The following is a 13,850-nucleotide window of genomic DNA, read 5'->3' on the forward strand; positions in this document are numbered from 1 at the left end:
TCATGACTCGGTTATGATCGGCGCACGACGGTTGTAGTGGTCTTGTAGTTATACTACATGGCCGCCGCCGCCGCACTGCTTAACCGAGTCGGAGTTCCCACCTTGAGCATTTCCTGCGACATGCTGGTGTTTGGCGGCACCGGCGACCTGGCCCTGCATAAACTGCTGCCAGCGCTCTACCACCTGCATCGCGCCGGTCGCCTGCATGGCGATACACGCATTCTGGCCCTGGCCCGCAGCGCCCATAGCCGCGCAGCCTTTCAAGCCCTGGCTGAACGCCATTGCCGCGCTCAGGTGGCGCGCAACGACTTCGACAACGACACCTGGGCCAGCTTCGCCGCCCGCCTCGACTATTTCGCCATGGACGCCAGCCAAAGCGCCGACTTTGGCCGACTGAGTAAACGCTTGGGCGAAAACCACGAGCGCGTGCGTATTTATTACCTGGCCACCGCACCGGATCTGTTCGAAGACATCGCCTCGCACCTGAAGGTGGCCAGCCTGGCCGGCCCCAAAACCCGCATCGTGCTGGAAAAACCCATCGGCCATTCGCTGCAGTCGGCGCAGGCGATCAACGCTGCCATCGGCGCGGTGTTTGATGAGTCGCGGGTATTCCGCATCGACCATTATTTGGGCAAGGAAACAGTGCAGAACCTAATGGCGCTGCGCTTCGCCAACGCGCTGTTTGAGCCGATCTGGCGCGCCGGGCATATCGACCACGTACAGATCAGCGTGTGCGAAACCCTCGGTGTGGAAAATCGTGGCGCCTACTACGAAAAAGCCGGCGCCATGCGCGACATGATCCAAAACCACCTGCTGCAGCTGCTCTGCCTGGTGGCCATGGAAGCGCCGGTGCGTTTCGACGCCGAGGCGGTGCGTAACGAGAAGGTGAAAATCCTCGAGGCGCTAAAACCCATCACCGGCCTCGACGTGCAGGACAAGACCGTGCGCGGCCAGTACACCGCCGGCAAGATCGGCGGCCAGGAAGTGCCGGCCTACTACTTCGAGAAGAACGTCGACAACGACAGTGACACTGAAACCTTTGTCGCCGTACAGGCCGAAATCGACAACTGGCGCTGGGCCGGCGTGCCGTTCTACCTGCGCACCGGCAAACGCCTGGGGCACAAGACCTCGGAAATTCTCATCCAGTTCAAACCAGTACCGCACCAATTGTTTGGCGAAGGCGAAGCCAATCGCCTGCTGATCCGCCTGCAGCCGGAAGAACGCATCAGCCTGCAACTAATGGGCAAAAGCCCCGGCAAAGGCATGCACCTGCAGCCGGTGGAACTCGACCTTAACCTGGCCGACGCCTTCCACAAACAGCGCCGCTGGGACGCCTACGAGCGTCTGCTGCTCGATGTGATCGAAGGCGACTCAACGCTGTTTATGCGCCGCGATGAAGTGGAGGCGGCCTGGAACTGGATCGATCCGATCATCAAGGGCTGGCACCAGCACTACCAGAGCCCGCGTCCCTACCCCGCCGGCAGCGACGGCCCGGAGCAAGCCAGCAACCTGCTCGAACGCCATGAACGGCAGTGGATGGAATAGCTGTGCGGCGCAAAGACGCGGCTTGAGCCGACTGCACAGGGTTAGGTCTGCGGCCGCAGCCGCTGGAAGTACAGCAGCACCAGCGGCAATGCCAGCAGCCCCAGAGCCCCCGCACCGACAAACAACGCCTGATAACCCAACCACTTGGCCAACACACCACTGGTTGCGCCCACCAGCCCGGCCAGCAACAACTGCACGCTGGCCTGCAGGGTAAAGTCCGCGCCCTCATGCTCGGGCCGGCACTGGCGCATCATCACCGCAAACAGCGCCACCGTAGACATGCCATCAGCGGCCTGCTCAAACAACGCCACGCAATAGACCAACCCAGCGTCACCCCCCGCGCCCACCAACAGAGCCATCGCCGCAATCCCCACGGCCTGCAACAACCCGAACCCTAATAGCGACCGCAGCGCACCGAGGCGCGCATACAACAGGCCACCAATCAGTGCGCCCGCAATCCCGGCCAGGCTGCTGATCAGCGTCAGTTGGCCCAGCTCGGCATTGCTCCAGCCTTGATCCACCAGCATCGGCTTGATCATCGGTGAACCCAAGGCATCGCCTAGCTTAAAACTCAGCAGCACCGCCAGCCAGAACAGCATGCCAGGCTGCGCCAGCAACCCGTGGTAATGCCGCAGCAACAGCCCAGGCCCGGCCGGCTCTGCTTGCGCCGGCTGAAACGGCAGCTCGCGCCGCTCGGCAAAGCGCCAGATCGGCACCGTCATCAGCACCAGCAACACCGCAACCAAGCCCAGACTCAGGTGCCAGCCCAACGTATCCATCGCCAATAACAGACCGCTGCCACTGACCAGCATGCCGACCTTGTAACCGCCGACCTGCAGGCTGTTACCCAGCCCACGCCAGCGCTCCGGCAACAGCCTGACGGCCAAGCCGTCGGTGGCAATGTCCTGGGTCGACGCCGCCAGGTTGACCAGCAGCAACAGGCCGATCAGCAGCAGAAAGTAGCGGTCAAACAATCGCTCGGGATCCATCAACGCCAGGCCCGAGAGGATGGTGATAACACTCACCTGCAGCGGCAAAATCCAGCCGCGGTGATGACCCAGCCGGGGTGATGCTAAGCGATTCACCCAAGGCGCCCAGAGCACCTTGAGCAACCAGGGCAGCGCCAACAACTTGAGCAGGCCGATCAACGCCAGATCAACACCGTGCTGACGCAGCAGCACCGGCAGCGAATGCGCCAATAGCCCGGAAGGTAAACCCTGGGCGCAATAGAGCGAGGCTAGGAGGGTCAGGGTACTGCGCGTAGGTGCAGTAAAAAGTAATCGGCTCATAGCGATAGAAAAACGTCCGAATGATCATGACTGCAAGCCTGACAGGTGCGACAGGATCAGCCTTTACCCTCAGCAACTTCTTTGATTAAAATGCTGGCGCAATGCCATGCTTAGTCGGAAATGAGCTGGTTAATGGATTTTTATAATCATCAAGGAATAAAGGAATGATGATCAAACGTTGTCTGGCACTTTCTATTGCCGCCGTATTGGCAGGCTGCCAAGCCACTGGCGAACAGTACCAAGCGGATGTCTTCGATGCGAGTCAGGTTAATACCCAGCAAGAAGCCAAAACCGTCAAAATCCTCACGGTTTCCCCAACCAAGATCAAAGTCAGCAACGAGAAAAATAAGAAGGCAGCCATGATGGTTGGTGGCCTGCTTGGCGCAGTCGGTGGCGCTGCACTGGGTGCACAGAACCACCGTGACACCGCAATTGTTGGGGGTGTTGCCGGCGGCGCTGCAGGGGCGATGGCCGGTTCGCTAGTTGACGACACAACTCTGGTGCCTGGTGTACTGATCGGTTATTCCGAAAACGGCAAAATCTTCACCTCGGCCCAGGTTGGCCGACCTTGCGATTTCAAGATTGGTGAAATCTCCTTGATGGTCATGATGCTGTCCAACGAGACACGCATCCAACCTAACGCCACATGCCCTGAACCGACCAAAGGCTGAGGGCCGCACAGATGAAACATATCGTTCTGGGCTCTGTCTTGGCACTGCTGACATTGCCTGCCCTGGCCAATCAGTTCGATCAGCTGTATCAAATCGAACAAGAAACCAAGCAAGCTCAAGCCAACGCCGAAGCCGCACGTATTCGTCAGGCTGCTGCCGACCAGGCGCGGGCAGAAGCGCGTGATGAAGCTAATCGTCGCCAACGCGCAGCGGCACAACAGGCTGCCGCACAAAAGGCTGCAGCCCAGCGCCAACTTCAGGAGACTGAAAACAAGCGCGTGCGTACCCGCGAGGAAAACTTTGAGGACGAACTGCGCGCACTGGAGTTGGAAGAGCGCAGGCTAGCGCTGCAGGCCAAGCGCGCACGAGCGGCACGGGCTAATGATTATATCGACGCCGAACTACGCGAGAGCGCAGCCCGCACTGATGTCATCCAATCCGATGCCGATGCCTCGCGCAACATCACCTCGGGCACTAAGGCACTCTTGGAAGACACCGGTAAAGCTGAGGTCAACCGCTCCAACCGTCTGTTCGGCGAATAGCCGCAACACCTGCCCCGGCTCACGGCTGGGGCAGGTCCTCGAGAGAATTCATCATGCTGCGTTTAATAATGCTGGCTGCCACCAGCCTGTTGCTGGTCGCCTGCAAAGAAGATAAAGCACCCGAATTTCCTGCTGTAGACCTGCATGGCCGTTTGGTTGTTGATCAAGAGATAACAAACAGCCGACAAGCACAGGGTATTCAAGGTGAATACTTCAAACGCGTGCTGACCGTGAATGGTCAAGATATGGCGTTTGCTGACTTCATCAAACAATACTGCGCGGACAGCAACAGCCGTAACGAAACCTGTCTGAAAGCCTTGCGCATCAAGAAAATCGACGACGTCAGCGGAGCCACGCGCTTCCTCCCGAACGGCCTTTGATCCTCCCTTTGCGCCTGCTTGCCGGGCGCATCTTACTAATCACCTCAAAAAGCTGTCGTCCTGCTCGCGCAACAACTGAGCAAATTGCTCGGCCGGCACTGGTCTGCTAATCAGATAACCCTGTATCTCATCGCACTGCTGGCTCTTGAGGAAGTCCATCTGCGCCTGGGTTTCCACGCCTTCGGCGACTACTTTGAGTTCCAGGCTATGGGCCATGGCGATGATCGCGCGGGTGATGGCGGCGTCTTCACCGCCTGGGGTGAGGTCGCGGATAAAGGTCTGGTCGATCTTCACGTAGTCCACCGGGAAGCGCTTGAGGTAGCTCAGCGAGGAATAACCGGTACCGAAGTCATCAATCGCCAGCTTAACCCCCAGCTCACGCAGTTGTTGGAAGGTGCTGATGACGTTCTCGACGTTGTCCAGCAACTGGCTCTCGGTTAACTCCAGCTCAAGGAACTGTGCGGCCAGGCCAGTTTCATCGAGCACCTGGCGCACCAGGCTGAGCAGGTTGCCTTGGCGTAGCTGATGCACCGACAGGTTCACCGATATTCGAATCTGCGCCAGCCCCTGCAATTGCCAGGCACGCGCTTGGCGGCAAGCCTGACGCAGGACGAATTCGCCAATGGCACCGATCAGCCCGGTTTCTTCGGCTAGGCCGATAAAGTCGCCCGGCGGCACCAGCCCCCTCTCTGGGTGACGCCAGCGCACCAGCGCCTCGGCGGCGTTGAGCGTGTCCGATGCCAGGCACAGCTTGGGCTGATAGAACACTTCCAGCTGCCCTTCATCAATGCCCTTGCGCAGCTGGTTTTCCAACTGCAAGCGCTCCAGGGTGCAGGCTTGCAGGTTGTCGGTGAAGAACTGGAAGGTATTGCCGCCCAGGTGTTTGGCATGCTGCACGGCCATGTTGGCCTGACTGACCAGCGCGGAAATCTCCCGGGCGTTGTCGGGTAGTAGGCTGATCCCCAGCGAGGCACTGACAACCCACTCATGCCCGTCGATATTCATCGGCGCGCGCAGTTTACTCAGCAAGCGACTGGCCAGTTGCGCCAGGCTAGAGAGGCTGGAGTACGAGTCGAGCAGAATGGCGAACTCATCGCCCGACAGCCGCGCCAGCGTGTCGGCCTCCGGCACCGCCTGGCTCAAGCGGCGGCTGACCTGACGCAGCAACTGGTCGGCAACTTCATGGCCGAGGCTGTCGTTGAGCAGCTTGAAGCGGTCCAGGTCGACATGCAGTAAAGCCAGGCTGCGCCCGCTCTGCCGAGCCCGCTGGCTGGCCTCGTGCAGCCGCTCTTTGAACAGGCTGCGGTTGGCCAGGCCGGTGAGTTCGTCGTAGTGCGACAGGTAGCGCAGGTGCTCTTCAGCGGCGCGGCGGGAACTCAAGTCGGCGAAGAAGCCCACAATATGGCTAACCTGGCCACGCTTATCGCGCACCACATTGAGTTGCAGATGCTGTGGGTAAAGCTCGCCGTTCTTACGCGTTTCAATCAGCTCACCACGCCAGGCGCCGCTTTGCTCCAACTCCTTGCGAATCAACTGGTATTGCCGACGGCTGTCCTCACCACTGATCAGGGTGATCACGCTTTTGCCGACCACCTCGTCCTGGCGATAACCGGTGACATCACTGAAGGCCTGGTTGACTGAAAGCATCCGGTAATCCGGGTCAAGAATAACGATGCCTTCGCTGGCGGCTTCAAACACCGTAGCGGCCAGTTGTTGCTGCTGCTCTTGTTGTTTATCGGCGCTGATGTCGCGGCGGGTGCCAAGCATGCGCACCACCCGCCCATTGGCATCACGCTCAACGGCGCGGCCGCGGTCTTCAATCCAGACCCAGTGCCCCGCCGCATGCTTGACCCGGTATTGCACGTGGTAGTCATCGCTGCAGCCTTTTAGGTGCTCGACCAACGCGCGGCGCAACAGCGGTAAATCATCCGGGTACAGGCGCGGTTTGAGGTCGCGCAGCATCACCTGCACCTCGTGCGTTTGCAGGCCAAAGATCTCCTGCAGGCGCGAGTGATGGACTTCGTCGGTTTGCAGGTTCCAGTCCCACAGGCCCAGCTCGCTGGCTTCAATGGCCAGGGCCAGACGAGCACGGCTTTTAGTCAGGGCGCGGGTGGCTTCGTCCAGCGCCAAGGTGCGTTCGGTTACACGCATTTCCAGGCTGTCATGGGCTTGGCGCAACTCGCGCTCGGCCCGCCGGCGTTGTTCAACCTCATGGGCCAACTCGCCATTCAGTCCCTCGGCCTGGCGCTTGGCGTGTTCTAGGTTGCCGATCAGTGCCTGGTTATGGAAACGCTGTAACAAGCTGCGCTGGACCAGCCGGTTAACCTGCCAAGCCACCACCAGCAGTGACAGCAGCAGCGTGCCGCCGAGTAATCCCCAGCCTTGCTGCACGCTGTTGCCGCTGAGTAATAAGTAACTGACCGAGGGCACCAGGCAGGGCAGCGCAAACGCCAGGAATGCCCTTAGGCTGATGGCATAGGCCACGCTGGCAGAAAGGATGGCGGTGCCGATCAGGCCGTAGATCAACGCCTGCAGATAGAACACATCCGCCGGTACCAGCACGATGACGGCAAAAGCCAGGGTGAGCCCAGAACCGACGGCCCCGAGTAAAAACGAGTAATGCCAGACTGGCTCAGCTTGCTGCCTGGGCGGCGCCTGGTTGAACGCGCGCATTTGCAGCAGGCGTAACCCGGCGAGCACCACCAGCCAGATCGACCAGCCGATCAAGAGCGCAGGCGGCAACAGGCCCCACAGCAGAAAGCTGCATAGCATGCCGCTCAGCAGCATAAACAGAGTGGGCACCTGCGAGCCGTGGTAAAGCATGCGGGTGCGTTCGGCGGCGATGTCCGTGGCAAACAACTGCGCAACGGTGTGCCCAGCGACGGGGCGGCCGCCAGATTCGGCGGTGTGTAGCAACGCGGTCATAGGCGATTTTCTTGTAGTGGTTGCCTAAACGTTGGCGCAGCATACGCGAGCTAGACGCATCGCCCAAGCCAGACGTGCGCCAATTCACAGTACAAAGACCTAACTTTTGCGGCGCACAAGCACAGCCCCCCTACGCTCGCCGAGCTGACTCGCCGGTCGTCCGCTAAAACCCGCTCGACAGCCTGGTTTGCCCTGCCTGGCGCCGCCCCCTAGAATGCCGCGATGCAAAATGACCCCGAACTTCTTATCGCCTCTCTTAACGATGCCCAACGCCAGGCAGTAGCCGCGCGCGTGGGCCGCCAACTGGTGCTGGCCGGTGCTGGCTCTGGTAAAACCCGCGTGCTGGTGCACCGTATCGCCTGGTTGATCCAGATCGAGAACGCCTCGCCGCACAGCATCTTGTCGGTGACCTTCACCAACAAGGCTGCTGCTGAAATGCGCCACCGCATTGAGCAAATGCTCGGTGTCAGCCCGGCGGGCATGTGGGTCGGCACCTTCCACGGCCTGGCTCATCGCCTGTTGCGCGCGCACTGGCAGGAAGCAGGGCTGGCCGAGAACTTCCAGATTCTCGATTCCGACGACCAGCAGCGCATCGTCAAACGGGTGATCCGCGACCTCGGCCTGGATGAACAACGCTGGCCGCCGAAACAGGCGCAATGGTTTATCAACGGACAGAAGGACGAGGGCCTGCGGCCAAAGAATATCCAGCCCGGCGGCGACCTGTTTCTCGCCACCATGCTGAAAATTTACGAAGGCTATGAAGCCGCCTGCGCGCGTGCCGGGGTGATCGACTTCTCCGAGCTGCTGCTGCGCGCCCTCGACCTGTGGCGCGATAAACCAGGTCTGCTGGAGCATTACCAGCGGCGCTTCCGGCATATCCTGGTCGACGAGTTCCAGGACACCAACGCCGTGCAATACGCCTGGCTACGGATGCTCGCCAAGGGCGGCGACAGCATGATGGTGGTCGGCGATGACGACCAGTCGATCTACGGCTGGCGCGGGGCGAAAATCGAGAATATTCAGCAGTTCTCTGCGGACTTTAGCGACGCCGAAGTGATCCGCCTGGAGCAGAACTACCGCTCCACCGCCGGCATCCTCAAGGCCGCCAACGCGCTGATCGCCAACAACCAGGGCCGCCTGGGCAAGGAACTGTGGACCGAAGACGGTGACGGCGAGCCGATCAACCTGTATTCGGCGTTCAACGAGCACGACGAAGCGCGTTACGTGGTCGAGACGATCGAGGACGCCCTGCGCAAGGACGGCCTCAAGCGCAGCGAAATCGCCATTCTCTACCGCTCCAACGCCCAGTCGCGGGTGCTCGAAGAAGCCCTTCTGCGCGAGAAGATTCCCTACCGCATCTACGGCGGCCAGCGCTTCTTCGAGCGTGCGGAAATCAAAAACGCCATGGCCTACCTGCGCCTGCTTGATGGCCGCGGCAACGACGCCGCGCTGGAGCGCGTGATCAACGTGCCGGCGCGCGGTATCGGCGAGAAGAGCGTCGAGACCATTCGCGAATATGCCCGCACCCATGATGTGTCGATGTGGGAAGCGGTTCGCCTGATGGTCGCCGCCAAGGCCCTGCCGGCGCGGGCGTCTGGTGCGCTGGCCGGGTTTATCGAACTGATCGAAAACCTCGCCGCCAAAGTGTTGAGCATGCCGCTGCACCTGATGACCCAGACCGTCATCGAGCAAAGCGGGCTGATTGCTTATCACAAGGCCGAGAAAGGCGAAAAAGCCCAGGCGCGTATTGAAAACCTTGAGGAACTGGTCAGCGCCGCGCGCACCTTCGAGAACAACGAAGACGACGAACTCAGCCCGCTGCAGGCCTTCCTCAGCCACGCCTCGCTGGAAGCCGGCGACACCCAGGCGGCGGAAAACGAAGACAGCGTGCAGCTGATGACCCTGCACAGCGCCAAGGGCCTGGAGTTCCCACAGGTGTTTCTGGTGGGCATGGAAGAAGGCCTGTTCCCGCACAAGATGAGCCTGGAAGAGCCCGGTCGTCTGGAAGAAGAGCGCCGCCTGGCCTATGTCGGCATCACCCGCGCCATGAGCAAGCTGGTAATCACCTACGCCGAAACGCGCCGCCTGTATGGCACCGAGACCTACAACAAGGTGTCACGCTTCGTCCGCGAGATTCCACCGCAGCTGATTCAGGAAGTACGCCTGTCCAATAGCGTCAGCCGACCGTTTGGCGCGGTGAGCCGCAACACAGGCGGCAACAGCATGAGCGGCGACAGCCTATTCGTCGGCAGCGCCGTGCCGGACACCGGCTTCAACCTCGGCCAGCGCGTGCAGCATTCGCTGTTCGGCGAAGGCACCATCCTCAACTTCGAAGGCTCCGGCGCCCAGGCGCGGGTGCAGGTGAATTTCGAAAGCGAAGGCAGCAAATGGCTGATGCTCAGCTACGCCAAGCTGCAGGCGCTGTGATCGACCGTCTATTCAAATAATAAGGAGCCCCAATGATCCGCCGCCCTCTGCTGCTCGCCAGCGCCCTACTCGCCGCCCTCGGCCTGGCCGGTTGCAAGGAAGAACCCGCCACGCCGCAGGCCAGCGCCGAACCGGCACAGACCTTCCAGTGGAAGATGGTCACCGCCTGGCCGAAAAATTATCCGGGCCTGGGCACTTCTGCTGAGCGCCTGGCTGAGCGGGTCAGCGCCATGAGCAACGGCCGCCTGACCATCAAGGTGTATGCCGGTGGCGAGCTGGTGCCGCCGCTGGAGGTGTTTGACGCCGTGTCACGCGGCACCGCCGAGCTGGGCCATGGCGCAGCGTATTATTGGAAGGGCAAAGTCCCGGCGGCGCAGTTTTTCACCGCCGTGCCGTTCGGCCTGTCCACACCCGAAATGAATGCGTGGTTGAGCAAAGGCGGCGGCCAAGCCTTGTGGGATGAAGCCTATGCCCCGTTCGGCGTAAAACCCATGGCAGTCGGCAACACCGGCATGCAGATGGGCGGCTGGTACAACAAGGAAATCAACTCGCTGGATGACCTCAAGGGCTTGAAGATCCGCATGCCCGGCCTGGGCGGCGAAGTGCTGAGCAAGCTCGGCGCCACCACCGTCAACCTGCCCGGCGGCGAAGTGTTTACCGCCCTGCAAACCAACGCCATTGATGCCACCGACTGGGTCAGCCCTTACAACGACCTGGCCTTCGGCCTGCACAAGGCGGCCAAGTTCTACTACTACCCCGGCTGGCAGGAACCGCAAGCGGTGCTCGAGCTGCTGATCAACCAAAAAGCCCTCGACAGCTTGCCGGCTGACTTGCAAGCAATCCTCACTGAAGCCACCCGCGCGGCTAACCAGGACATGCTCGACGACTACGTCTACCACAACGCACTGGCACTCGATGAGCTGAAACAACAGGGCACCCTGCTCAAGCGTTTCCCTGACGAGGTGCTGGACGCCATGCGCCGTGAAAGCTCGGTGGTACTCGGCGAGCTGGCTGCACAAAGCGAACTGAACGGACGCATTTGGGCCTCGATGCAAGCCTTCCAGGCTCAGACCAGCCAGATGCACCAGCTGTCGGAGAAAGAACTGTACAACTGGCGCTAATGCGCAGCCGCAGGGTGGTGGACGGCACAGGTTGAACGCAGCGCGCCTGCTCATCATGGCCTGATGGGTGATGCCGCCAAGCGCTCACCCCTCCTGGCCACTGCCTCTTCGCCCAGTACCTCATACCCTGACAGGCAAAAGCCGGAAACATTCTATGGCTAGCCAGCAGCAACCCCGCCGGGCAAGATGCCCCGCAGAGATCCAACCACCAAGAGACAGCCAAATATGCAGCGTTTTCTCAGTATCGCCCTGGCTATGTGCCTCAGCCTGGGCTTGACCATGAGTTTCGAAGCCGAAGCCAAGCGACTGGGCGGCGGTAAATCTTTTGGCTCCGCACCGAGCCATCAAGCGCGCCAAGCACCAGCCCAGCAATCCGCAACACCGGCCGCTGCCGGTCGCCAACCGGCGGCTGCAAGCGGTGCCTCACGCTGGTTAGGCCCATTGGCTGGTTTAGCCGCGGGTGGTCTGCTGGCGTCGATGTTTATGGGTGACGGCTTCGAAGGCCTGCAGATTATGGACATGCTGATCTTCGGCCTGATCGCCTTCCTACTGTTCCGCTTCCTCGCCGCCCGTCGTCGCCAGGCGCAGCCTGCTGCAGCCGGTGGTGTACCGTATCAGCGTGAAATGCCAACTCAGGCCGCGCCAAGCTCGATTTTCGGCGGTGCCAGCGCTGCTGCCGCTATCAAGCCAGTGATCAACGCTCCGGCTTGGTTCAACGAGCAAAGCTTTATCAATGCCGGTCGTGAGCACTTCCTGAGCTTGCAACAGCATTGGGATGCCAACGAGATGGACAAGATCGCCGAATTCGTGACCCCGCAGCTGCTGGAATTCCTCAGCCGCGAACGTGCTGACCTGGGTGATGGCTTCCAGTCCACCTATGTCGACGACCTTGATGTACAGCTGGACGGCGTTGATGACCTCAGCGACAAGACCGTTGCCACCCTCACCTTCACCGGCGTGGCCAAAACTTCGCGCTTTGACCAGGGTGAAGCGTTCAGCGAAAGCTGGCGTCTGGAGCGGGCCATTGGTGACAATCAGCCGTGGCTGGTTGCCGGTATCCGCCAGAACGGCTAATACCTGCTGCATCATCGAAAACCCGGGCTTGCCCGGGTTTTTCTTTGCTCATCATTCAGCAAGCATATGCACTGGTGCCGGATACACTCTAAAGGGCATGCTAAACGCTGCCCAAACACCACCACGAGGATTGACCAATGATCGGATACACAATGGTTGGCACCAGCGACATGGAAAAGGCCAAAGCCTTCTACAGCCCGCTACTGGCTGAGATGGGCGCCAAGATTGTTATGGATATCGGCCGTGCTGCCTTCTATGGCACCGCCAAAGGCCAGCCGATGTTTGCCGTGTGCCTGCCCTATGACAAACAAGCGCCAAACCCTGGTAACGGCACGATGGTTGCCCTGCCCGGTGGCTCGCGTGAAGGTGTCGACAAACTCTACGCCAAGGCCATTGAGTTGGGTGCCAGCAGCGAAGGCGAACCTGGCGAGCGCATGCCTGGTTTCTACGGTGGCTACTTCCGCGATCTGGACGGCAACAAGCTGGCGTTCTTCCATATGGGCTAAGGACCTGCTTACGACCTGCTACACGTCGTAAAACAGGCTCCAGCCGCTAGCGGCTAACGCGCATCCGCGCGACCCGGAGGGCGAGTGAAACGAGTAATGCTTGCCACTCGTACGCTCCGGGTGATTCGCCACAGCCCAGTCGGCGGCAGTTAATAACCTAGCGCCTGACATGACTCTCGCCCGCAAGCCCCTAAAACTAGTGCAGCGGTATTAACCCGGACCGTCGCCTGCGACGGGCGCCGCGGCTGCTGGCGCAGGTTCCCTGGCCTTGTCGCTCCACGCCTGAATTTCCTCACTGCGCTTGCGGCTGTTGAGCTGAGCGCGGTCGATCATTTCATCGTAATCTGCCAGCCAACTGCGCGAGCCCGGCAGCATATTGGCCAGATCACGCATACCGGCCCTCAATCCCTGTAACACCTCTTGGTAGTCACGCTCCTGGGCCTGCAACACATGGCTCACCTCACCGATGCTGTCGGGATTTTCTGCGCGCTCAAACAGGCCGTTCAACTGCGACGCCTGCTGGCTGGCCAGCAGCGCTTGCTGATCACTTAATGCCGTTTGCTGAACAGCCAGTTGTTGCTCCATGCGCAGGATCTGCTGTTCCAGCGCGTGTATGCGCGGCTCATCGCCGGCGCTAAAGGCGCTGATGATATTCAGCCCAATCGAGACCAGCATCAGCATGCCCAGCACACCGGCCAGCGCCAGCATAAACAGACGATTACGCTTGCCCGCAGCGGTCAACAGCTGCAGCCGTTCGTCCTCGCTGAGCGGTGTGCTTTCGCTATCTTGCGTTTGCTTGCTCATGGTTAGACCGTTTCTTGACGTGAGAAATTTGACCTAGCGCTGCAGTAGGACAATAGCACTTTGCCCGCTTTTTGCTTAGGCCACTCTCCTGTATAAGACGTTCCCGTATTACCCGAAATAGCTGAGGCAGACCCCGTGGAAGAAGTCATCGAACAACTGCGCGAACTCAACGAACCCGTGCCGGTGCCGCTGGAACTTCCGGAAGAAGAAGTGCTGGTGGAGATCCAGGAGCAGATCCTGATTCACCTGCCCTTTGCCCTGCGCGAATACCTGCTGCAGGTCAGCGATGTGGTCTATGGCCGCCTCGAGCCCGTCACCGCCAGCGACCCACAATCGCACACCTACCTGCCCGAAGTTGCCGCCACCGCTTGGTCACTCGGCGTGCCGCGCGAGTACGTGCCGCTGTGCGAAGACCACGGCAATTACTACGTGGTCGAAGAAGACGGCACCGTGCTGCTGTGGGAAGCCGAAACCGGCGAGATCAACGAAGACGAAACCTGGGAATCAGTCTGGCACTGGGTGCGCGACGTATGGCTGGAAAGCTGAGATCACTGTAGCGGCCGAAT

12 protein-coding genes are annotated in these 13,850 nt (G+C 60.5%); 9 read left to right on the forward strand and 3 right to left on the reverse strand.

What is annotated here, in order from left to right; genetic code table 11:
• Positions 1 to 57: 57 nt before the first annotated feature.
• Positions 58 to 1,545: a glucose-6-phosphate dehydrogenase gene (gene zwf, locus AC0J6G_RS16165; RefSeq protein WP_475249422.1), complete on the forward strand. Its 1,488-nt coding sequence runs from the start codon at positions 58 to 60 to the stop codon at positions 1,543 to 1,545.
• A gap of 41 nt (positions 1,546 to 1,586) precedes the next feature.
• Here the strand turns inward: zwf and AC0J6G_RS16170 are convergent, their stop codons facing one another.
• A complete protein-coding gene (locus tag AC0J6G_RS16170; protein ID WP_475249424.1) occupies positions 1,587 to 2,834 on the reverse strand; it encodes an MFS transporter in 1,248 nt (415 codons plus the stop codon).
• Positions 2,835 to 2,998: 164 nt separating this feature from the next.
• Here AC0J6G_RS16170 and AC0J6G_RS16175 point away from each other — a divergent pair, with 164 nt between their 5' ends.
• From AC0J6G_RS16175 to AC0J6G_RS16185, 3 genes are all read left to right on the forward strand, one after another.
• Entirely contained in the window at positions 2,999 to 3,505 is a 507-nt protein-coding gene (locus AC0J6G_RS16175; RefSeq protein WP_475249426.1) for a hypothetical protein, read from the forward strand.
• An 11-nt stretch (positions 3,506 to 3,516) separates the two neighbouring features.
• On the forward strand, positions 3,517 to 4,047 hold the full coding sequence (locus AC0J6G_RS16180; RefSeq protein ID WP_475249428.1) for a DUF5384 family protein: 531 nt from the start codon (positions 3,517 to 3,519) through the stop codon (positions 4,045 to 4,047).
• Positions 4,048 to 4,115: 68 nt separating this feature from the next.
• Positions 4,116 to 4,427, forward strand: coding sequence for a hypothetical protein (locus AC0J6G_RS16185; protein WP_475249430.1), 312 nt, complete (start codon positions 4,116 to 4,118; stop codon positions 4,425 to 4,427).
• A 39-nt stretch (positions 4,428 to 4,466) separates the two neighbouring features.
• Here the strand turns inward: AC0J6G_RS16185 and AC0J6G_RS16190 are convergent, their stop codons facing one another.
• On the reverse strand, positions 4,467 to 7,250 hold the full coding sequence (locus tag AC0J6G_RS16190; protein ID WP_475253793.1) for a putative bifunctional diguanylate cyclase/phosphodiesterase: 2,784 nt from the start codon (positions 7,248 to 7,250) through the stop codon (positions 4,467 to 4,469).
• 324 nt (positions 7,251 to 7,574) lie between these two features.
• Here AC0J6G_RS16190 and uvrD point away from each other — a divergent pair, with 324 nt between their 5' ends.
• The 4 genes from uvrD (at position 7,575) to AC0J6G_RS16210 (ending at position 12,480) form a co-directional block, all read left to right on the forward strand.
• A complete protein-coding gene (uvrD, locus tag AC0J6G_RS16195; protein WP_475249432.1) occupies positions 7,575 to 9,779 on the forward strand; it encodes a DNA helicase II in 2,205 nt (734 codons plus the stop codon).
• Between the two features lie 32 nt (positions 9,780 to 9,811).
• On the forward strand, positions 9,812 to 10,900 hold the full coding sequence (locus tag AC0J6G_RS16200) for a TRAP transporter substrate-binding protein (protein ID WP_475249434.1): 1,089 nt from the start codon (positions 9,812 to 9,814) through the stop codon (positions 10,898 to 10,900).
• A 225-nt stretch (positions 10,901 to 11,125) separates the two neighbouring features.
• On the forward strand, positions 11,126 to 11,974 hold the full coding sequence (locus AC0J6G_RS16205) for a Tim44 domain-containing protein (protein WP_475249436.1): 849 nt from the start codon (positions 11,126 to 11,128) through the stop codon (positions 11,972 to 11,974).
• 137 nt (positions 11,975 to 12,111) lie between these two features.
• A complete protein-coding gene (locus AC0J6G_RS16210; protein WP_475249438.1) occupies positions 12,112 to 12,480 on the forward strand; it encodes a VOC family protein in 369 nt (122 codons plus the stop codon).
• A 210-nt stretch (positions 12,481 to 12,690) separates the two neighbouring features.
• Here the strand turns inward: AC0J6G_RS16210 and AC0J6G_RS16215 are convergent, their stop codons facing one another.
• Positions 12,691 to 13,284, reverse strand: coding sequence for a hypothetical protein (locus AC0J6G_RS16215; RefSeq protein ID WP_475249440.1), 594 nt, complete (start codon positions 13,282 to 13,284; stop codon positions 12,691 to 12,693).
• A gap of 135 nt (positions 13,285 to 13,419) precedes the next feature.
• On the opposite strand from AC0J6G_RS16215, the gene AC0J6G_RS16220 reads away from it, so the two are divergent.
• Positions 13,420 to 13,830 (forward strand): SMI1/KNR4 family protein, encoded by a 411-nt coding sequence (locus AC0J6G_RS16220; protein WP_475249442.1) that lies wholly within the window; start codon positions 13,420 to 13,422, stop codon positions 13,828 to 13,830.
• The last annotated feature ends 20 nt before the right edge of the window (positions 13,831 to 13,850 follow it).

The organism is Pseudomonas sp. TS_SC_3 (assembly GCF_056156225.1).